The sequence below is a fragment of the Halobium salinum genome, assembly GCF_026586625.1.
Lineage (GTDB): Archaea > Halobacteriota > Halobacteria > Halobacteriales > Haloferacaceae > Halobium > Halobium salinum.
Map to the genome: position 1 here is coordinate 851,047 of NZ_JAODIW010000006.1, position 19,171 is coordinate 870,217.

General features: G+C 69.5%; 18 protein-coding genes. 7 read left to right on the forward strand and 11 right to left on the reverse strand.

The features are described from left to right. Nucleotides 1-36: 36 nt before the first annotated feature. Together N5095_RS07650 and N5095_RS07655 are read right to left on the reverse strand one after the other, a co-directional pair. Nucleotides 37-1,806 carry a Na+/H+ antiporter gene (locus N5095_RS07650; RefSeq protein WP_390203040.1) on the reverse strand — a complete coding sequence of 590 codons (1,770 nt, stop codon included), beginning with the start codon at nucleotides 1,804-1,806 and terminating at the stop codon, nucleotides 37-39. A 457-nt stretch (nucleotides 1,807-2,263) separates the two neighbouring features. Continuing rightward, complete coding sequence (locus tag N5095_RS07655; RefSeq protein ID WP_267622170.1) at nucleotides 2,264-3,859, reverse strand: S8 family serine peptidase; 1,596 nt, start codon at nucleotides 3,857-3,859, stop codon at nucleotides 2,264-2,266. Nucleotides 3,860-4,006: 147 nt separating this feature from the next. On the opposite strand from N5095_RS07655, the gene N5095_RS07660 reads away from it, so the two are divergent. After that, the gene (locus N5095_RS07660; RefSeq protein ID WP_267622171.1) at nucleotides 4,007-4,480 is read left to right on the forward strand and encodes an NYN domain-containing protein; all 474 of its coding nucleotides are present in this window, start codon (nucleotides 4,007-4,009) and stop codon (nucleotides 4,478-4,480) included. 25 nt (nucleotides 4,481-4,505) lie between these two features. On the opposite strand, the gene N5095_RS07665 is transcribed toward N5095_RS07660, so the two are convergent. The 4 genes from N5095_RS07665 to N5095_RS07680 form a co-directional block, all read right to left on the reverse strand. Further along, a complete protein-coding gene (locus tag N5095_RS07665; RefSeq protein WP_267622172.1) occupies nucleotides 4,506-5,315 on the reverse strand; it encodes a hypothetical protein in 810 nt (269 codons plus the stop codon). A 96-nt stretch (nucleotides 5,316-5,411) separates the two neighbouring features. After that, nucleotides 5,412-6,347, reverse strand: a complete 936-nt coding sequence (locus tag N5095_RS07670; protein WP_267622173.1) for a DUF106 domain-containing protein — start codon at nucleotides 6,345-6,347, stop codon at nucleotides 5,412-5,414. Nucleotides 6,348-6,441: 94 nt separating this feature from the next. Further along, nucleotides 6,442-7,059, reverse strand: a complete 618-nt coding sequence (locus N5095_RS07675) for a hypothetical protein (protein ID WP_267622174.1) — start codon at nucleotides 7,057-7,059, stop codon at nucleotides 6,442-6,444. 133 nt (nucleotides 7,060-7,192) lie between these two features. After that, a complete protein-coding gene (locus tag N5095_RS07680; RefSeq protein ID WP_267622175.1) occupies nucleotides 7,193-7,822 on the reverse strand; it encodes an adenylate kinase in 630 nt (209 codons plus the stop codon). Between the two features lie 464 nt (nucleotides 7,823-8,286). Between N5095_RS07680 and N5095_RS07685 the strand changes: the two genes are divergently transcribed. Continuing rightward, nucleotides 8,287-8,700, forward strand: coding sequence for a DUF7975 family protein (locus N5095_RS07685; RefSeq protein ID WP_267622176.1), 414 nt, complete (start codon nucleotides 8,287-8,289; stop codon nucleotides 8,698-8,700). A 104-nt stretch (nucleotides 8,701-8,804) separates the two neighbouring features. Further along, entirely contained in the window at nucleotides 8,805-9,122 is a 318-nt protein-coding gene (locus tag N5095_RS07690) for a hypothetical protein (protein WP_267622177.1), read from the forward strand. A gap of 33 nt (nucleotides 9,123-9,155) precedes the next feature. Here the strand turns inward: N5095_RS07690 and N5095_RS07695 are convergent, their stop codons facing one another. Both N5095_RS07695 and gatD read right to left on the reverse strand, forming a co-directional pair. Further along, nucleotides 9,156-10,061, reverse strand: a complete 906-nt coding sequence (locus N5095_RS07695) for a GNAT family N-acetyltransferase (RefSeq protein ID WP_267623018.1) — start codon at nucleotides 10,059-10,061, stop codon at nucleotides 9,156-9,158. Between the two features lie 85 nt (nucleotides 10,062-10,146). After that, the gene (gene gatD / locus N5095_RS07700) at nucleotides 10,147-11,415 is read right to left on the reverse strand and encodes a Glu-tRNA(Gln) amidotransferase subunit GatD (RefSeq protein ID WP_267622178.1); all 1,269 of its coding nucleotides are present in this window, start codon (nucleotides 11,413-11,415) and stop codon (nucleotides 10,147-10,149) included. Between the two features lie 256 nt (nucleotides 11,416-11,671). Here gatD and N5095_RS07705 point away from each other — a divergent pair, with 256 nt between their 5' ends. Then, nucleotides 11,672-12,175: a hypothetical protein gene (locus N5095_RS07705; protein ID WP_267622179.1), complete on the forward strand. Its 504-nt coding sequence runs from the start codon at nucleotides 11,672-11,674 to the stop codon at nucleotides 12,173-12,175. A 54-nt stretch (nucleotides 12,176-12,229) separates the two neighbouring features. Here the strand turns inward: N5095_RS07705 and N5095_RS07710 are convergent, their stop codons facing one another. From N5095_RS07710 to N5095_RS07720, 3 genes are all read right to left on the reverse strand, one after another. After that, nucleotides 12,230-12,889: an ArsR/SmtB family transcription factor gene (locus N5095_RS07710; RefSeq protein ID WP_267622180.1), complete on the reverse strand. Its 660-nt coding sequence runs from the start codon at nucleotides 12,887-12,889 to the stop codon at nucleotides 12,230-12,232. 210 nt (nucleotides 12,890-13,099) lie between these two features. Next, entirely contained in the window at nucleotides 13,100-14,308 is a 1,209-nt protein-coding gene (locus N5095_RS07715) for a hypothetical protein (RefSeq protein WP_267622181.1), read from the reverse strand. A 297-nt stretch (nucleotides 14,309-14,605) separates the two neighbouring features. Beyond that, the gene (locus N5095_RS07720) at nucleotides 14,606-15,313 is read right to left on the reverse strand and encodes a DUF1405 domain-containing protein (protein ID WP_267622182.1); all 708 of its coding nucleotides are present in this window, start codon (nucleotides 15,311-15,313) and stop codon (nucleotides 14,606-14,608) included. A gap of 347 nt (nucleotides 15,314-15,660) precedes the next feature. Here N5095_RS07720 and gpmI point away from each other — a divergent pair, with 347 nt between their 5' ends. The 3 genes from gpmI to N5095_RS07735 all read left to right on the forward strand — a co-directional run bounded on the left by gpmI (nucleotide 15,661) and on the right by N5095_RS07735 (nucleotide 18,934). Then, the gene (gene gpmI, locus N5095_RS07725; protein WP_267622183.1) at nucleotides 15,661-17,226 is read left to right on the forward strand and encodes a 2,3-bisphosphoglycerate-independent phosphoglycerate mutase; all 1,566 of its coding nucleotides are present in this window, start codon (nucleotides 15,661-15,663) and stop codon (nucleotides 17,224-17,226) included. Nucleotides 17,227-17,459: 233 nt separating this feature from the next. Further along, entirely contained in the window at nucleotides 17,460-18,038 is a 579-nt protein-coding gene (gene cmk / locus N5095_RS07730; protein WP_267622184.1) for a (d)CMP kinase, read from the forward strand. Continuing rightward, nucleotides 18,038-18,934, forward strand: a complete 897-nt coding sequence (locus N5095_RS07735) for an RNA-guided pseudouridylation complex pseudouridine synthase subunit Cbf5 (protein ID WP_267622186.1) — start codon at nucleotides 18,038-18,040, stop codon at nucleotides 18,932-18,934. The genes cmk and N5095_RS07735 overlap by 1 nt, the downstream gene beginning before the upstream one ends. Nucleotides 18,935-19,171 lie beyond the last annotated feature (237 nt).

A 19,171-nucleotide genomic window follows, 5' to 3' on the forward strand; every position in this document is an offset into this window, starting at 1 on the left:
CCGCGGTGTGGTCGCTGAGGGCGGACGCCGGCCGAGTTACTCCGCTCCCGTCCCACTCCCCGACCCGCCGTCGCGGTCCTCAGCCGAGGGTGTCTCGTCGGCCTCGGGAACGTCGAGGTCGACGTCGAGGCCGAACTCCTCCGCGCGCTGGCGCCAAGCCTCGGTGTACCCCTCCTCGGTCTCGCGGACGGTGCTGGTGCCGCTCCGGACGCTCTCGAGTTTGAGGTCCACCTCCTCGAGGAGGCGCTCGCCGACGTCGCTGGTGACGACGCCCTCGCGGATGGCGTCGATGACGGCGCTCTTCTCCTGCTGGAGCACGCGGCGTTCGCCCATCAGCAGCTGTTCGTGACGGAGTTCGGGGTTCGACCCCATCAGCGCCGAGATGGCCTCGTGGAGGTCGTCGCGCTCGCGGCCGTACTCGGCCTCGAAGTCGTCGTACACGCCGGACGGGATGTCGTTGCGCCGCTCGAGTCGCTCGGCGGCGTCGAGGGCGGCGTCGACCGCGCGGGCCCGCCCGAGCAGGAGTTCGTACAGCTCCTCGGCGTCGCTCCGGGTCGTGATGCCGACGCGGTCGAGAAGGTTCTCCATCGTCAGCGCCTGCACGATGAGCGAGAAGGCGGCGACGCCGAACACCATCGCGGTGAGCTCTCCCCGCGGGTAGCTCCCCGGCACCTGCTCGACAGCCGGCAGGCCCAGCACGAGCGCGATGGGGATGGAGCCGTGGAGCGCCCCCCAGACCATCACGTGCTGGTACGAGCGCGGAATCTCCCCCTCCCGTCGGAGGTTCAGGAGGCCGACCGTCGGGTAGACGATGACCGCCCGGACCAGCACGACGAGTACGATGGCGCCGAGGATGAGCTGCCAGTTCGAGAGCAGACTCGGGATGCGCGTCTGCACGCCGATGGCGATGAAGATGAACGTGTTGACGACGAACGCGAACGTCTCCCAGGTGTTGAACACGGTCACCTTCGTCCGCGGGCTCATCGCGTACTCAGCGCCCTGATTCCCGATGAACAGCCCGGCGACGACGGTGGCGATGACGCCGGAGACGCCGAGGTAGTGTTCGGCGGCGACGAACGCGCCGTAGGCGAGCACCAACGTCAGAACGATTTCGGTCATCGGCTCGTCCAGGTCGACCATCACGGAGTAGACGGCGTACCCGGCCGCGAGGCCGACGACGGCGCCGCCGAGGCTGACGACGACGATTTCGCCTGCTACCCCCGCCGCCTCCGCCGGGTTCAGCAGCGAGGTCGGGTCGGTGCCGGAGGTGACCAGCGCGAGCAGGGTGGAGAAGACGACGACGCCGACGCCGTCGTTGATGAGGCTCTCCCCCTCGACGAGCACGGAGAGCCGTTCGGGGGCGCCGACCTCCTCGAACAGCGCGAGCACGCTGACGGGGTCGGTCGGGAGAATCATCGACGCGAACAGCAGCGCGATGAGCAGGTCGAAGCCGAACGCGCGGGTGCCGACGACGCCGAGCAGGAGCACCGCGACGACGAGCCCCGGGACGGCCAGGGTGAGGATGGGGACGAGGTTGCGCCGGAAGCGTTCGAGGTCGGTCGTCGCGGCCCCTTCGAACAGCAGCGGCGGGAGCAGGAGGTAGAGGATGATGTCGTGTGAGAGCGACACCTGGCCGAACAGCTGTTCGACGATGGGGATGTTGTACACCGAGAGGACGGCCGACATCCCCAACCCCGCGAGCAACAGCGCGACCGTGTAGGGGAACTTTCCGACCTTCGCGACCAGGGTGCCGACCGCCGCCGCGATGAGGAACACCGCCAGCAGGACGATGAGCTGGTCGACGATGTGGGTGCCGCCGCCCTCGGCGGTGAGGGCGAGGACGGACGGTGTGGCGCCTCCCGAGAGCAGGCCACCCGTCACGGACACACCACCAGCCGACACGCCGACGGCGCGGTCGATGCGTCCCTACTCGGTGGGCTGCCGGCCCCGTCCGCGCGCCGGCGAGCGGCGCCTCGGCGAGGCCACTGCCTGCCGTTGCGGCTACTCATTGCCCGGTACGACTCCGTCCCCGCGCAAAAGTCCGCTGGCCCCCGAGGTGCTCGAGTTCGTCGGCCCCGCGGGTGCCGGCCCCACGAGCCTCGACGGCGGACGGCGGCGCGGCCACCCGACGTGGCCGTCGCTCGTGGGGGTCTCGCTCACGACAGGCGGTGTCTTCCGAAAGAAGGGACGACGGCTGTCTCGGTTCGCCGGCCGCGGCGTGTCCCGCCTCGGGCACCCGCGAGCGACGGCGCCGGTCGCCGAGTTACTGGTACTCGGTGATGGTCAGCGTGTAGCTCCCGCTCCCGCTGTAGGAGTCCACGTCTATCTGCATGTCCGTCGACGTGTCGGGGCTGTCGATGGTGATGCTCTCCTGACTGTCGGCGCTGTAAGAGCCGTAGTCGTAGTTCGAGGGCGACGCGTTCGTCGTCGTCCCCGTGTTGACGTAGAGGTCGAAGTCGGCGTCCGAGGGGCCGTCGAGTTCGACGACGACCTGGCTCGGCGAGGAGTAGCTCCACGCGTACGAGTAGTTGTCGTAGTCGTAGTACCCGGACAGCGACCCGTCGACGCTGGCCGAGGTGGAGTCGCCACCCCCACCGCCGTCGCCCCCGCCGTCACCGCCGCCGCTGTTGGACGGGTCGGTGGTGACCGCCGCGTACGCGTCCGCTTGCCCCGAACCCTGCTGGTCCGAGGAGAGGCCGATGTCCTCGGCCGTGTTCTTGAGGTGGGCCCGGAGGTCCGAGTTCGACAGGCTCGACCACTTGGCGAGCGTCAGGCCCGCGACGCCGGACGTGACCGGCGTGGCCATCGACGTGCCCGAGAGCTTCTCGTAGGAGCCGCGAGCCTCGGTCGTCGTCGAGAGCACGTCCACGCCGGGCGCACAGATTTCGACGCTGCTGCCGTACTGCGAGAACGAGGCGAGGTTCTCGTTGTCGTCGACCGCGGAGACGGCCATACACTCGCTGTAGGCGGCGGGGTAGGAGACCGAGCCGGAGCCGTCGTTGCCGGCCGCGGCGACGACGAGCGCGCCGTTGGTGGTCGCGTAGCTCACGGCGTTCTTCATCGTACTCGTGTAGCCGCCGCCGCCCAGACTCAGGTTGATGACGTCGGCACCCTGGTCGGCGGCCCACTCAATGGCGTCGGCGATGTCGGACGTGGAACCGGAGCCGGACTCGTCCAGCGCCCGGCCGTTGATGAGCGAGGAGTTCCCCTGCCCGGCGACGCCGCTCCCGTTGTCGACGACCGCGGCCGCACAGCCCGAGACGTGCGTCCCGTGGTACTCGTCGCTCGGCACGTCCGGGTACGGGTCCGAGTCGCCGTCGGCGAAGTCGTACCCCGGGTTGCTCTTGTAGTTGCCCGCCAGGTCGGGGTGGTCGTACTGTGCCCCGGTGTCGACGACGGCGATGGTCACCGACGAGTCGCCGAGCGTCGTGTCCCAGGCCTGGTCGGACTTGACCTGCTGGGGCGCGTACTGGCTACCGTACTGCGGGTCGTTCGGCGAGAGCTGCGTCTCGTAGGTGGCGTTCTCCTCGGCGTACTTGACGCCCTCCTTCTTCGTGACCGCGTCGATGAAGTTCTGCCGTGCCACGTCCGGCGCCTGTGCCGGGAACTTCACCGCGACGTAGCTCAGCGTCTCGTTCTGGTGGACGACCTCGGCGTTGCCCGGGACGTACTGCTCGACGACGTCCTTCGGCGTCCCCTTCGGCTTCGAGACGCCGACGAGCACCTCGCCCTCCTTGGCACCCGGCTCCCGACCCGGCGTCGCGGAGGCGACCCCACCGAGAGCGGCCGCGGCACCGACGGCACCTGTGGTCCGAAGCACGTCACGACGATTCCACCCGTAATTGCCATCCTCTGACATGGTGTGCCCTCCCCTACCGAGACACTCGACTTATACTTTCCGTTATTTTCCTGAATGCAAAAACTAAGTCAAACACAGACAGATAGGCGATTATTGTTGTTCGGTTGAAACCAACAACCCTATTTCCGGCCAGGGTCGTCTCGGGGTATGGACCTGCTCGACCGGGCTCGTGGCCGCGTCGGAGACGACACCGTCGACGACGAGTCACGGGAGGGCGTCGCGCTGTTCGTCGACGGCCCGAACGTGCTACGCGAGGAGTTCGACGTGGACTTGGACGACGTACGCGAGGCCGCGGAGACCGCCGGCCCGCTCGTGGCGACCCGGCTGTACGTAGACGAGCACGCGACCCCCGGTCTGATTCAGGCCGCCGAGGCTCGCGGCTACGAGGTCGTCGTCACCAGCGGCGACGTGGACGTGAAACTCGCCGTCGACGCGGCCCAGTTCGTCGTCGACGGCCCCGCCGCGACGCTCGCGGTCGCCTCCCGGGACACGGACTTCAAGCCCGTCGTCGAACTCGCGAACGCCTACGGGCTCCGCACGCTCGTCATCGCACCCGGGAGCCACGGTCGGTCGGACGCGCTCCGCAACGCGGCGACCGACAGCGTCACCCTCGAGGAGTAGCAGTGGTTCTGTGCCGGGTCGACGCTCAGTAGCGCCGCGGCCGTTCGTACACGGCGACGGTCGGTGTCGCCGCGGAGTCGGGACAGGCGTCCGTCCCGACGACGGTGAACGTCGTCGTCGTGTTCGCCACCTCGCGGGGGAGGTACGTCGTCGCGTTCAGCGTCACGCTCCCGCCGCCGGACACCAGCCGGTGGGAGTGGAAGTCGACGCTGACGCCGGTCTCTGCGCGGCCCTGGTAGCGGTCGGGGAGGGAGACGCCGACCAAGCAGGCCTCGTAGCGGGGGTACTCGCCCTCCTTCGGGACCGGACTCGGGTTCCGGTAGGTGACCGTGCCGAGACGGACCTCGCGGTCGTATCCGTCGGAGACGGTGACGCGGTCGGTGAGTTCTATCGAGTGGGTGACGCCCCCGGTGCCGAGGTCGACGCCGACCAGCGCCAGCGAGAGCACGACGGCGACCGCGACGGCGACGCGAACGGCGCCCGTCGAGGGAGCCGTCAGCCGGCCCCAGTTGCGACTCACGCCGAGTGCGACGACCGTCAGCGCGAGCAGGACGACCAGCGTCCCGACGCCGTCGACCCGGTAGGTCTGCAGGAGGTGGATGCTCGCGCCGAGGAAGGCGACGCCCGAGAGGAGGTACAGCGAGACGGTGTCCCAGGCGTCGTCGGTGACGAGGGACGCGGCCGCGAGGCCGACGGCGACGAACAGGCCGACCAGCGAGCGGGTGACCGGGGAGAGGCTGACACCGTCCGTGTAGACGAAGTACAGCACGGAGGCGGTGCCGGCGAGCACGCCGACGACCTGGAGGGCGGTCTTCTGCGGGGGTTGGTTGCGCATCGTCGGCCGACGATGCGGCGGCTCCGGAGTTAAACGTGTCGGGAAGCGAGAAGGTTCGCGGAGGCCGAGACGACGGACCGGCGCGAACGCGGCCGTCTACGACGCCGACGGCGTCGTCTGGATGTTCAGCCCCTTGCGGATGATCTGGGTGAACGCCATCGAGCAGAGGAAGTACCAGACGATCCACACCTGGATGGGACCGACGGCCTGGTCGAGCCACCGCCGCTCCCCGACGAGCGGGAGCACGATGGACTCCAGGGTGTAGTGAGCCTCGGCGTTGCCGCCGACGCCGACCGCCCAGTACATCCAGAGGAACACGGGGATGGTGAGGAACATGATCCACACCATCGGGCGGAACTGCTCTTTGAACATACCGAGCTGGTCACCCATCGCTTCCATCTGCTCCTCCTGGATGGCGTCGAGCGCGTCGTCGTCGCCGCGCTCCTTCGCGTCCTTGCGGCGCTCCTGAATGTCCTTCATGCGCTCCTGGTAGGCGCCCATCTTGTCCATGTTCATCAGGTTGGCCTGCAGGAGGGTGGAGTACAGCCCCGTCGCCAGCGCGAGCACCATCACCACGGCGAAGAACGGGAGCGTGCTGATGAGCGGCGAGAGCAGCAGGTCGAACGTGCCGCCGACCAGGTTCCGCATCGGCGCCCACGAGTAGCCCGCGAACAGCGAGACAGTGATGAGCGCGGCGGCCTTGTCGTAGATGGACCACGTCGTCCCCTCTATCTCGTCCGGGTCGGTCGACGAGGACGAACTCGTCGTCGACGCGGACGCCGTCGCCGACTCGCCGGCGCCGTTCAGCGCCGCGCGCGTCGCCGATTCGTCGGCGAGGCGGAACCCCGAGTCGCCGTCGACCAGCACCCCGCGCTCGATGAGGCGGCCCCACTGGCCGCTCGTGAGGTCGCCCTTCACGTCGACCCACTTGACCTCCCCGTCCTCCGAGCGCGCGAGGACGGTCTCGACGGCCGACCGCATCTCCGAGTCCTCGGAGACGAGCGACCGGACCTTCTCTTCTGTACGTGCCATTGCCAGTCTGTAGCCATCCGTGGGTTATCAAGCTTTTACTCTCGGTCCGGACGGCCGACCGGCGATAAACGGGGAGAACCGGTCACGAACGGGGTCAGACGCCGAGGAGGGCGTCGACCGTCGCGCCGGCGGCGGCCTCGACCACGTGCCGGTCGTAGTACGGGAGCGACAGCAGGCCGCTCGTGGCGTCGGTCAGGGCGAACTCGCCGGTGACGACGAAGTTCGTCCGGCCGTCGAGGGCGACGGTGTCGACGTCACCGCTCGACAGGCGCTCGACGAGGCGTTCGGTCGTGAAGTCGCCCGCGCCGGCCGTCGACTCGCCGAACTGGGTCAGGTCGCCGGACTGAACGTAGACGACGCGCCACGCGGCGGTCGCCTCGCCGGAGACGGGCGTCCAGCCGAGCGCCCACTCGGTGGGGACGACGACCAGCACGGGACCGTCGTAGGCCGACCGCAGGTCGGCGGCGACGTCGGCCTCGACGAGGTTCGCGCGGAGCGCCTCGACGACGGCCCGCTCCACGTCGCGGTCGTGTTCGGCGTCGCCGAGGACGACCACGGTCACGCCGTCGCTCGTGTCGAGAGTGGCGTTCCCCGCGGCGGAGGTGGCGACCGTCGACTCGAAGCCGGTCGTGCTGTTGGCGACCCCGAGGTCGGTGAGCGTCAGGGCGGCACCGGAGACCACCGCGAGGGAGAGGGCGACCGCAGCCAGCACCGCAGCTAGAGAGGGAAATCGAGTCACGACGTGTAGTACGTCGTCTCGGATAATCAACCAGTAGTGAGCGGTGCTGACAGGCGTCGGCCGGAGGGAAGGGGAGTGACCGACCGGCGAAGCGCAGTCGGTCGGCTCAGTTCTCCTCGACGACGTCGGCGATGCGGCCGAACACCTCGTCGGGCGTCCCCTCGCCGTCGACCTCGACGAGCGACCCCTCCTCGCGGTAGTGCTCGATGACGGCGGCGGTGTTCTCGTCGTAGACACGGAGGCGCTCGCGCACGGTCTCCTCGTTGTCGTCGTCGCGCTGAATCAGCGTCGCACCACAGACGTCACAGACCCCCTCCGTCGAGGGCTGGTTGAACTCCACGTGGAAGTTGGCGCCGCACTCCTCACAGACGCGGCGGCCGGTGAGCCGGTCGACCAACTCCTCGCGGTCGACGTCGAGATAGATGACGGCGTCGAGGTCGGTGATGTCGGTGAGGTACTCTGCCTGCGAGAGGTTGCGCGGGTAGCCGTCGAGCACCCAGCCGTCGGTCGAGGAGAGCGCCTCCTCGACGATTTCGTTGACGACGGCGTCCGGCACGAGTTCGCCGGCGTCCATGAAGGAGGCGGGCGTCCCGTGTTCGGTCTCCATGTGCTTGTTCGCCCGGAGCGCGTCCCCGGTCGTGACGTGTTCGAGGCCGAACTCGTCGGCGAGTCGCTTGCTCTGTGTCCCTTTGCCTGCCCCCGGCGGGCCGAGCAGGAGTACGTGGTCGGCGCTCATGGCCGACGGTTCTCCGGGGTCGCTTAAGTTGGTGGTGGTTCCGGCTTTTGCTGGTAGTGTAGTCCGTCGAGACGGGACCGAGACGACCGGACAGTTCAGGTCTTCGGAAACCCCCGACTTTTGGATTCGGGCGGCTCGCTGTGCGCTTTGGCTCGCTCACTTTGTTCGCTCGCCTTCAGTGCTTACTTCGCCGTCCTTCGTCCGGAAGCTGGCCCCTTCCGGAGCCCCACCCGTGTCGGGTGTCTGGCCGGTCGCCGTCCACCGGGAACTGGGTTCGTCGTCCCGGCGGAGCTCCGGGAACTCGTGACCGACGCCAGCTTCGTCGTCCGGGAGTTGGTCACCGACGACGTCGAGGGGACGAGAGGGGCGTGACTTCGGCTCTACGCGGAGCGGCGGTCGGGAGTCGACCCCGGACCCGGCGTCGAGTAGCCGGAACTATGGGTTCCGACGGCGTACCGCCACGCATGACCCGATTCGACGCGGACGACGCGAAGGAGCGCCGGAAACTCGTCGCCGACGCGGTGGCGGCCCACCGCGAGCGCGGCAGCGCCTTCCTCACCGCCGAAGTCGACCCCGACGCCGACCTCGACGGCGCCGACGAGGACGGCTACGCGAACCCGGCGCCGTGGATTCAGTTCGCCGACGACACGTTCAATCTCGACGTGACCGACGACGAGCGCGCCGACTTGGAGTCGCTGCTGAACGACTACCAGGAGTTCCGCATCGACGCGATGGAGTCCCCCGAGGACGCCGACGGGACGAACGTCCGCATCACCGCCCGCTCCGACGCCAACCGCCTCTCGGCGTTCGTCGACGAGGCGTTCCAGGCGGTGTACGGCCGCGGCGAGGGCTACCGACTCTGGGTCACGCAGGTCTGAGCCGCGTCGGGCCGAACCGGCGCCGACCCGCCGACCGCCCTCCACGACGGTCGCTTGTTCACACAGGCCGAGCGTACAACCGGCCACCGCTCCAACCGAGTCGTATGTCAACACCTCCCGAAGACCGCTGCCCGGCGGAGGCCGACGCTGGTCCGAGACCCGGGGACGAGAGCGTCCCCGCCGACCCGGCGACCGTCACGCAGGAGCAGGTGCTCGACGCGTTCACCGACGACGACCCCCGACCGACGGCGCTCGTGGCCGACCGCCTCGACGCGGACGCAGAGAGCGTCGAGCGCGCGCTCCGCGACCTCGAGCGACAGGGCGTCCTCGAACGCCGCGAACGCGACGCGCGGACGACGCTGTGGCTCCCGGCACGTCGGAAGGGTAGAAGTTCCGTGACGGGTCCCGACGGGCTTCGCTGAGAGACCAGCGGAGCGCGAGAGCGCACCCCGGTCTCAGTTCTCGACCAGCGAGTCGCGGGTCAGGTCCGCGGCCATCACGAAGTCCGGTTCGTCCGACACGCGTACGCGAGCGGCGGCCACGTCGCTCACCCAGCGGACGCGCTCGGGAACGTAGACGCGCGTCCGGTCGGCGTCGACGCCCGCCGCGTCGCGTGAGACCGCCCGGAGGAGCGCCTCGCAGGCGGCGGGGGTGTCCCACGCGCCGACGGCGTACTCCGCCCAGGTGACGACCTCGCCGTCCTCGTTCGGCCGGTCGTAGGTTCGGTTGCGGTAGGTGAACCCGCGCGTCCCGTCGTCCCTCGCGACGAACAGCCGGCCGTCGTCGGCGACGGCCCGGAGGCGCTCGCGGGTGAGTTCGGAGACGGCCCACGACTCCTCGGCGTCGAGGACGAGTCCGCGGAGGTGGTCGCGGGCCGCGCCGGCGTTCCAGAACGACCAAGCCGCGTCGGGGTCGGCGTCGCCCTCGGCGGCGACTTCGACGGTCGAGGTACCCGCTCCCGTCTCCGACCCGGCGTCCGCGTCCGGGTCGGGGTGCGCCCACCGAAATTCGGTGCAGGGGTCGAACCCGGCCGCTCGTGACCCGCCGAGGCCGGCGACGTTCCACGAGAACACCATGTTGCGCGCGACCGTCGACCCCCTCTCGCGGGCCCACTCGAACGCCTGTCGCTGGAGTCGCGTCGACAGCCCCATCCCTCGATAGCGGCTGTTGACGCGCATCCCCTGCATCCACGACTCGTGCTCCGAGAGCAGGACGGCCTGGAGGACCCCGGCGACCGCGTCCTCCCCCTCCACGTCGAGGAGGAACGTGCGCTGGTCGTCGCCGTCGCCGGCAATCCAGTCGTGGTAGATGCGCGGGATGTAGTCGCTCCCGTCGCGGTCGCTCCACGTGTCCTCGGTCATCGCCCGCACCGCCTCGTAGTCGTCGGGGCGGGCCTGTCGGACGGTGAACGTCGGTTCGCTCGCGGTCACGTCATTCCCCACGGGTTCACGTCCACGGACGCGACTGCTCCTGCAGTTCGCCGGCGAGCGAACGACCCATCGCCTCCGCCGGGTCGTCGAGGTTCGCGAGCGCCCACATCAGCTTCACCTTCGCCGTCCCGGGGAGAGTGTCTCCGGCTTCGACGACGCCGGCGTCGAGCAGGTCGCGCCCGGTGTCGTAGACGCGGTCACACACCCGGCCCTCGAGACACTGGCTCGTCATGGCGACGGTCGTCCCGTCGTCGACCAGTTCCCCGATTCGCGGGACGAGGTCGGTGTGGACGTGGCCGAGGCCGGTCCCCTCGACGACGACGCCGTCCTTCCCGTCCAGATACTCCCACGCGGCGGGGTCCATTCCGGGCGTGAACTTCACGAGTTCCACGTCGCCGGCGAGGGCCGGAGCGACGGCGAGGTCGGCCTCGCCTCGCTCGCGGTACTCGCGCCGGAAGGACACCGTCTCGCTCTCGTAGTCGACCTCGCCCAGCGGGCGGGCGCCGACCGTCTCGAAGGCGTCGCGTCGGGAGGTGTGGTTCTTCCGCACCCGGGTACCGCGGTGAAGGGCACAGGCGTCGTCGGACTCGCTGCCGTGCATGCAGACGAGCACCTCGGCGCAGTCGGCCTTCGCCGCCTCGACGGCGCAGACGGCGTTCATCACGTTGTCCGAGGAGGGCCGGTCCGCCGAGCGCTGACTCCCCGTGAACACGACCGGGACGGGCGTGTCGAGCATGAACGCGAGCGCGGAGGCGGAGTACTGCATCGTGTCGGTGCCGTGCATGACGACGACGCCGTCGGCGCCGTTCTCTATCTCCTCGTGGACCGCCTCGGCGAGTTCCTGCCAGATGGACGGCTCCATGTTCTCCGAGAGGATGTTGGCGACGACGCGCCCGCGGTAGTTCGCCCGGCCCGCGAGGTCCGGGACGGCCCGGAGCACGTCCTCGGCGTCGAACTGCGCCGTGACGGCGCCCGTGCGGTAGTCGACCGTCGAGGCGATGGTGCCGCCGGTCGAGATGAGCGCGACCGTCGGCAGGTCGTCGTCGAACTCGACCGCGGAGGCCGATTCGTCGCCGTCGTCGTCCTCGCCGCTCCCGTCGTCGGCCTCGCCGACCTCGTACACGTCCGACTCCAGCACCTCCACGTCGGCGTCGTCGCGGTCGATTCCGACGTTGTAGCCGCCCTCCAGTTTGAGGACGAGGTGCTCGGGCGTGGAGGAGGGCATGAGGACGCCCTCGTTCGTGACGCCCGCGCGTTCGACGCGGACGCGGTCCCCTGGGTTCATGCTCGCTCGTATCGCCGCGGCGGACTTGAATCCACTCGTTCGGGCGGGAGTCCGAGAGTGACGACCCACCTCGACATCGGGACACCGTCTGACGGAAGCCCCGCCTCCGCCGTCGCCGAGACGGCGGCCCCTTCCGGAACCCCACCCGTGTCGGCCGTCGGGCCGGTCGCCGTTCGCCGACAGGTCGGCGTGTTTCGTGTCTCCCCGGTCACCTGTCGGGGAAAAGGCCATACCCCCGGAGCGCCCACTCGGCGGTATGGAGCCCTCCACACCGTTCGACCGCGACTCGGCGGGTGACTCGTCCGGGTCGAGCGACTCGTCCGGCGGTCGCTCCCGGTTCGGCCTTCGACGCCGGCTGAACGGCCTGTTCTCGTTCCGGACGTTCCTGTTCGCGCTCGTCCTGTCGACCGTCGGCGTCGTCGCCGGCGGTTTCCTCGCGGGCGTCGTTCCCATCCCGTTTCTCGGCCTCCTCGGTCGGTTCGTCGGCCTGTTCGTCGCGGCGTTCGTCGTCGGGCTCGTCGCCGCGGGTCGGCGTTACCTCGAGACGGGACTCGCCGGCGCCGCCGCCGCCGCGCTTTCGTTCCTGCTCACGGCGCTCGGCGCCGTCTTCACCGCGTGGTTCCCGGCGACGACCGACCTCCTCTCCCAGCACGGGCCGACCATCGCCGGCATCGGCGCCGGCTCCGGCCTGCTCGTCGCGCTGCTGGGCTACTACTTCGGACGCGACCTGCGGAGCGGGCTCACCCGCGAAATCGAGTAGTCCGACGGGGTCACAGAGGAGACGGCGGACGGGACCGAACGAATCCTCGACGGGTCAGGCGACGATTCGCCAGCGCTCCCCCCGTCGGGCGACCAGCCCGCGGTCGGCGAGTCGGCCGAGCGCCTCTTCGACGACGGGAGCGGGCGCGTTCACCTCCTCCCCGATGGTCTCGACCGTCCGCTCGCCCGACGCGATAGCCGCGAGTACGTTCGCGTAGAACCGGGAGTCGGCCTCGGCCCCGATAGCCTCGTTGAGGCGGTCGAGCACGTCGGTCTTCCGGCCGTGGACCCATCGCTGGGCGAGCGATAGTTCGTTCTCGAGTTCTTCGAGTCGGGCGAACGACGACGCGAGGCCGTCGATGCCGTCGGCGTCGGTGTCGGGCGTCGCGTCTATCGAGATGTGCGGACAGCGCCCGCTCATGTCGAGGCTCGGGCTGGCGGGGTAGGCGCTCTTCGCGCCGAACCCGTACGGCGAGACGTTCACCTCGAGACGGAGGTTCCGCGAGATGTGGAAGTACTTCCGGCGCTGGTCGTCGGTCCGGGACTCGACGAGGCCGGCGTCCTCCAACTTGCGCAGGTGGTCGATGACGGCCTTCGGACTCACCCCGAGGTACTCGCTGATCTCGGTCACGTAGCAGGGCTTGTGCGAGAGGAGACGGAGAATGCGCCGTCGGTTCTCGTTACCGAGGAGATCGAGCAGCACCGCGGAGTCCATATGGTGACCGGTAGACGGCCTGTCGTCAAAAGGGTGTCTCACCGACCCGAGACCCGCGGTTCGGTTCTGCGTCGACGGACGCGTCGATGAACGGTTCGCGCGCCGTGACGAACGACTCAACGAGGCGTTTCGTGCTCCCAGCCGGTCGGTTCGTTCGCCTCGGCGACAGTCGACCGGCCTCGACTCCCGCCGCTGGTCCGTCGCTACCGGCTATCGGGAGCGAAGCGCGTCCATCGACCCCGCGGTCGTCCGGTTCGAGTCGTTCGAGGCATCGACGACGGAGGTCGTCGTGTCCGGGACGCTCTCGTTGGTCGTGGGCGGCGTCTCGTTCGGCGGCGTTCTGTTCGGGGCCGTGGTGTTCGACGTCGTCTCGTCCGCCGTCGTCTCGTCCGGTGTCGTAGCGTTCGGCGTCGTAGCGTTCGGGACGCTTCCGTTCGGCGTGGGCGTGATGGGGGTCGGCGTCGTCTCGTTCGGCGTGGTCGTGTCGGGCGCCGTCGTGGTCGTTCCGTTCGGCGCCGGTTCGGGCGTGGTCGTATCGGGCGCCGTCGTGGTCTCGTTCGGTGTGGGCGTGATGGGGGTCGGCGTCGTCTCGTTCGGCACCGGCGTCGGTGAGGTGGTGTTCACCGTCGTCCCGTTCGGTGTGGTGGTCGTCCCGTTCGGCGTCGGCGCGGGGGTCGTCGCGGTCGCGTTCGGCACCGGCGTCGGTGAGGTAGTGTTCGCCGTCGTGTTAGCCGACACCGGTTCGGCACCCGCCTCGGGATAGCGCTCCACCAACGTCGCGGCCGACGGCGTCTGGAGGTCGGTGATAGACGTCCGGAGCGACGCGACCCCCGTGTCGTCGACTCCCTCGTCCTCGGCGAGGTCGGCGATGGTGTCGACCGCCAGTCCCAGCCCGACGAGACGTCCGTCGACGGAGGCCATCCGGGCGCGGAAGGTGAGGTCGGTTATCTCGTCGTTCTTCCAAGCGGTGACCAGTTCCCGCCGTTCGGTGCGCAGGTCGGCGAAGCGGTCCTCGAGGTCCGCGACCCGCCGCTCGATTCGGGACTGGGTCCCGCTCTCGTCGGCCGTACCGGCGTCGGCCGCCGACTCGCCCCTCTCGGCGGTCCGGTCGGCTTCGCGGTTAGCCCACATCTCCGTGTCCACGACGCTGTCGGTCTCCGCCGCCGTCGACTGGACGAACGAGGAGACCGACGCGCCGAACGCACCGGAGCCGTTCGACTCGTTCGCCGCGGCACCGGCGGAGGTCGACCCTATCGACCCGGCCGAGTCGGTCGCCCCAGCGTCGGCTCGGAGCGGCTCGTCACCGAGCGCCGCCGCTCCCGCCGAGTCGACGGCCGACCCGACGCTGGCGACGGCGCCACCGGGGAGGGCGGCACCGAGTAGCATCAGACAGGTAATCAGCGTCAACGCCGCTCGCATCGACACTCGGTACCCGACGGCGACGTATAAACCCGGACCTTCGTTCGTTCCGTTCATCGGCGAGTGAACGGTCGGTAGGCGCCGAAAACCGCCGTTATCACCTCCGTAACGAGTCAGCTTCGATGACTGTCAGAGCCGCCAGTTGTCGGTTGACCGCGCCTCCGCGTGGCTCCGTCGCCGTCGTTCTCTTCGCCGTCTCCGGTTCCTGTCGTCCTCGCGTGGTCGTTCCCGGACACTCGCCACCAGGTCGGTCGTCACCGGTTCGGCCGCCTCCGTGTGCCCTCACTCGCTCCCGCCTCAGTCGTCCGCGTTTCGAGCCGCCTTCCGGCGCCCGTGTGGGGTCAACGTCGTCGCCGCGACGCCGACCGCGACGACCGTGAGCAGGACCGAGAACAGCGGGAGGAGGTGACCCGGGTCGCCGGACAGCGGTGATGTAAGCAGGCTCCCCGGGTCGTAGCGGAGCGGCGGGTGGTTGCCGAACACGTAGTCGTACACGTCGCCGACGAGCATGGCTCCGAACGTGACCGCCAGTGCGCCCTTCGTCGTCGTCCCGACCCGGGCGATGAGCAACGCCTCGACCGCGAACAGGAGGTGGGTGAACATGATGGCCCAGTAGGCGTAGAGGCCGTCGAGGTCGAAGCCGACGTACAGCTCCGGCCGGAGGTTGAGCGCGACTGCCGTCCAGAGGCCGAACTTCACGAGCCAGACGACGGCGATGGTGTCGAGGTAGGCGAGCGGGAGGTTCGTCGGCCGCTCCAGCACGTCCCGACCCGTCGAGAGCAGGGGGAGCAGGGCCGCGAGCGACAGCGTGCCGAAGGCGAGCGCAGTCGGCGAGTCGGCGTAGAGGGGCCAGAAGAACGTCGGCACGTCCGGCATCGTCTCGACGTAGTAGCGGACGCCGGCGAGGAAGGTGACGGCGTTGACGACGAGCAGCCAGACGAGGCTGGGGGCGTTGCCGAGGTAGTAGCGCACCCAGCGGTCGGGCAGCGGCCGTCGCGTCTTCATAACTCGACACGGGCGGGCCGGCATCAAAGGCGTCCCGGTGTCGGGTGCGGGGGAAGGAGGTCGGTCTCGACTCGCCAGTTCTGGCGGGAGACGACGGCCAGCCAAGCAACTGCGGGGTGGGACTTCGGAAGGGGCCGGTCTCTGGACGAAGCACGCCGACGCAAGGACCGCAGGAGCGAACGGAGTGAGCGACGAGGACCGCAGCGAGGCGCGCGAGTCCAGAGGCCGGGGGCTTCCGGGGGTCACCGCGTTGTCAGTTACGGCAGCGCACACCGCTCGATTTCGACCGTCTCCGCATGAATGCCCGAAGCGAAAGCTAGGTACGCCCGGCGCGACTCCTCCCGACCATGCGAGCAGCCCTCGTCATCCTCGACGGCTGGGGACTCGGCGACCACGACCACAGAGATGCGATCAAGGCCGCCGACACCCCGAACTTCGACCGCCTGCGCGACGCCGGGGCGTACGGAACCCTGGAGGTGTCCGGCCGGCGCGTCGGCCTCCCGGACGGCCAGATGGGCAACAGCGAGGTCGGCCACGTCAACATCGGCGCCGGTCGCGTCGTGATGCAGGCGTACACCCGCATCAACGACAGCGTCGAGGACGGCTCCTTCGCCGAGAACGAGGCCATCGAGGGCGCGTTCCGGCGTGCCGAGGAGCGCGGCGGGCGCGTCCACTTTATGGGGCTCGTCAGCGAGGGCGGCGTCCACTCCGACCAGAAACACCTCTACGCGCTCATCGAAGGCGCCGCCGAGCGCGGAATCGACGCCGTCACCCACGCCTTCACCGATGGGCGCGACACCGGCCCCGAGTCGGGGACGGGGTTCCTCTCCGACCTGCAGGCGGTCGTCGACGAGCACGACACGGGCCACGTCGCGACCGTCTCCGGGCGCTACTACGCGATGGACCGCGACCGCAACTGGGAGCGAACCCGCCGGGCGTACGACGCCATCGTGAACCGCGAAGGCGACCACGAGGCCGCGTCGGCCGTCGAGGCGGTCGAAGCGTCGTACGAACGCGGCGACACCGACGAGTTCGTCGAGCCGACCACGGTCGAGGGGGGTCCGGCGCTCGAAGACGGCGACTCGGTCGTGTTCTTCAACTTCCGCGCCGACCGCGCACGGCAGTTGGTTCGGATGCTCACCGGGCGAGCGCCGCAGGTCGACGCCGACGAGGGGAGCGACGAGAGCGGGGAGAGCGGCACGACGCCCGACCACTTCGCCGAGTCGCCGCCGTCGGTTCACCTCGTCACCATGACCGAGTACGACCGCACCTTCGACGCGCCGGTCGCGTTCCCGCCCAACCAGCCGGCGGACACGCTCGGCGAGGTGGTCTCGGAGGCCGGACTCACGCAGCTCCGGGCGGCCGAGTCCGAGAAGTACCCCCACGTCACGTACTTCCTCAACGGTGGCCGCGAGGTGAAGTTCGACGGCGAGATTCGGCGAATCGTCGACTCGCCGGACGTGCCGACGTACGACCAGCAACCGGAGATGAGCGCCGAGGAGCTGACGGACACGGCGCTTTCGGTTATCGACTCGGACGACCCGGACCTGCTCGTCCTGAACTACGCGAACCCGGACATGGTCGGCCACACCGGCGACTACGAGGCCGCGATTCGAGCCGTCGAGGCGGTCGACGAACAGCTCGGTCGGCTCGTCGAGGGGATACGCGGCGCCGGCGGGCACGTCCTGATTACGGCCGACCACGGGAACGCAGACGACATGGGCACCGAGGAGGACCCCCACACCGCGCACACGTTCAACCCCGTCCCGCTGATTTACCAGACGCCCGACGGCGACACCGGCGGGAGGTCGATTCGCTCCGGAGGGTCGCTCTGTGACCTCGCGCCGTCGCTGTTGGCGCTGATGGGGTTGGAGCGGCCCGAGGCGATGACCGGCGAGTCCCTGCTGGAGTAGCCTCCGTTCCCGGGCGACCGATTTTTGAACCCCTCCGTCGAAGCTGGGGCCGTGTCCGACAGAGCACAGAAGATGTTCGTCCTGTTGATGGTGCTGTCGTTCTTCACCAGTACGCTGGCGTACGCCGTGCCGAGCCTCCTCTGAGGCTCCCTTCCGGACGTCCCCGGGCGCTCCCGGGTGTGTCCCCGAGTCGCAACGAAAAAGCCCTTCAACCGTCGAATCGGAGAGGGCGTATGTTGATAACCGTCTCTGGCCCGCCGGGCAGCGGGAAGAGCACGACCGCCGAGGCACTGGCCAAATCCTTCGACTTGGAGCACATCAGCGGCGGCGACATCTTCCGCGAACTCGCCCGCGAGCGCGGGATGACGCCCGTCGAGTTCAACGAACTCGCCGAGGAGGAAGACCAGATCGACCGCGACCTCGACAAGCGCCTGCGGAACATCGCCACCGAGCGCGACGACATCCTGCTCGAATCCCGCCTCGCAGGGTGGCTCGCGGCCGAGCACGCCGACATCCGTATCTGGCTCGACGCGCCGCTCAACACGCGCGCCGAGCGCATCGCCGAACGCGAGAACAAGACCCGCAAGACGGCGAAGAAGGAGACCGAGCGTCGCGAGGCGAGCGAGGCCAAGCGCTACTACGAGTACTACAACATCGACATCGACGACCTCTCTATCTACGACATCTGCTACAACACGGCCCGCTGGAGCCCGGAGGGTATCCTCGGGATGCTCACGACCGCCATCGACTCGTACAACCCCACGAGCGACGAAGGGAAGGCTCCCGTCGTCGGCATCTCCTACGACTTCTGATGGCCCGGTTGCGAGGGCCGCCCGACGACCGCTCCGTCGCCGACCTGCTGGAGTTCGGCGTCGTCAACCTCGACAAGCCGCCCGGCCCCTCCGCTCACCAGGTGTCGGGCTGGGTCCGGGACCTCACGAACGACGCCGGTCTCGGCGCCGACGTGGACCGCGCGGCCCACGCCGGGACGCTCGACCCGAAGGTCACCGGCTGTCTGCCCGTCCTGCTCGGCGACGCCACCCGCCTCGCGCAGGTATTCTTGGAGGGAACGAAGGAGTATGTCGCCGTCCTCGAACTCCACGCGCCCGCCCCGGCGGACCTCGACTCGGTCGTCGCCGAGTTCGAGGGCGAGGTGTACCAGAAGCCCCCCAGAAAGAGCGCCGTCAGCCGCCGCCTGCGCTCGCGGACGGTCCACGAGTTGGACGTGCTCGAAGTGAGCGGCCGGCAGGCCCTCCTCCGCATCCGCTGTGAGAGCGGCACCTACATCCGGAAGCTGTGTCACGACATCGGACTCGCGCTCGGGACGGGCGGGCACATGGGCGACCTCCGCCGGACCGCCACCGACCCCTTCGACGACCGCGACCTGGTGACGCTCCACGACCTCCAGGACGCGCTAGTGTGGGCCGCCGAGGGCGACGAGGACCCCCTGCGAGACGTGGTCGCCCCCGCAGAGCGCGCTCTCACCCACTTGCCCCGCGTGACCATCGCCGAGAACGCCGCCGAACAGGTCGCGGAGGGCGCCCCGGTGTACGCGCCGGGCGTGCTCGACGCCGACGACGAAATCGGCGAGACGGACCTGCTCGCCTGCTACACGCCGGACGACGCGGTGGTGTGTCTCGGTCGGCTGGTCGGCGACCCCGACGCCGAGCGCGGCGAGGTCGTGCGGCTGGAGCGCGTGCTGGTCTGAGGCTGCGTTCCGGAGCCGGACGTCCCGTCTCTCTTCCGGTCGCCTTCCCGAGGCCGAATACGGTGTCGCCTCTCGACTCGGCTCGTAGCGGGCGAACGGTGTTGTCTACCGGCAGACGACGGGCCGAACAGTCGAGCGAGCGGATGCGGCTGCCGAGCGTGCTCGGAGTGCGCTCGGACCGACCCGGGGCCTACAGACGGCGTGACGGTGGGTAGACACGGGCTTCATGTCGGTTCC

What these genes read in the sequence shown, in the direction of transcription:
- N5095_RS07715 (WP_267622181.1), bottom strand. Translation starts at nt 14,308, where the DNA reads ATGCGAGCGGCGTTGACGCTGATTACCTGTCTGATGCTACTCGGTGCC.
- N5095_RS07720 (WP_267622182.1), bottom strand. Translation starts at nt 15,313, where the DNA reads ATGAAGACGCGACGGCCGCTGCCCGACCGCTGGGTGCGCTACTACCTC.
- N5095_RS07695 (WP_267623018.1), bottom strand. Translation starts at nt 10,061, where the DNA reads ATGACCGAGGACACGTGGAGCGACCGCGACGGGAGCGACTACATCCCG.
- gatD (WP_267622178.1), bottom strand. Translation starts at nt 11,415, where the DNA reads ATGAACCCAGGGGACCGCGTCCGCGTCGAACGCGCGGGCGTCACGAAC.
- N5095_RS07735 (WP_267622186.1), top strand. Translation starts at nt 18,038, where the DNA reads ATGGCCCGGTTGCGAGGGCCGCCCGACGACCGCTCCGTCGCCGACCTG.
- N5095_RS07665 (WP_267622172.1), bottom strand. Translation starts at nt 5,315, where the DNA reads ATGCGCAACCAACCCCCGCAGAAGACCGCCCTCCAGGTCGTCGGCGTG.
- cmk (WP_267622184.1), top strand. Translation starts at nt 17,460, where the DNA reads ATGTTGATAACCGTCTCTGGCCCGCCGGGCAGCGGGAAGAGCACGACC.
- N5095_RS07670 (WP_267622173.1), bottom strand. Translation starts at nt 6,347, where the DNA reads ATGGCACGTACAGAAGAGAAGGTCCGGTCGCTCGTCTCCGAGGACTCG.
- N5095_RS07660 (WP_267622171.1), top strand. Translation starts at nt 4,007, where the DNA reads ATGGACCTGCTCGACCGGGCTCGTGGCCGCGTCGGAGACGACACCGTC.
- N5095_RS07710 (WP_267622180.1), bottom strand. Translation starts at nt 12,889, where the DNA reads ATGGACTCCGCGGTGCTGCTCGATCTCCTCGGTAACGAGAACCGACGG.
- N5095_RS07705 (WP_267622179.1), top strand. Translation starts at nt 11,672, where the DNA reads ATGGAGCCCTCCACACCGTTCGACCGCGACTCGGCGGGTGACTCGTCC.
- gpmI (WP_267622183.1), top strand. Translation starts at nt 15,661, where the DNA reads ATGCGAGCAGCCCTCGTCATCCTCGACGGCTGGGGACTCGGCGACCAC.
- N5095_RS07680 (WP_267622175.1), bottom strand. Translation starts at nt 7,822, where the DNA reads ATGAGCGCCGACCACGTACTCCTGCTCGGCCCGCCGGGGGCAGGCAAA.
- N5095_RS07685 (WP_267622176.1), top strand. Translation starts at nt 8,287, where the DNA reads ATGACCCGATTCGACGCGGACGACGCGAAGGAGCGCCGGAAACTCGTC.
- N5095_RS07690 (WP_267622177.1), top strand. Translation starts at nt 8,805, where the DNA reads ATGTCAACACCTCCCGAAGACCGCTGCCCGGCGGAGGCCGACGCTGGT.
- N5095_RS07655 (WP_267622170.1), bottom strand. Translation starts at nt 3,859, where the DNA reads ATGTCAGAGGATGGCAATTACGGGTGGAATCGTCGTGACGTGCTTCGG.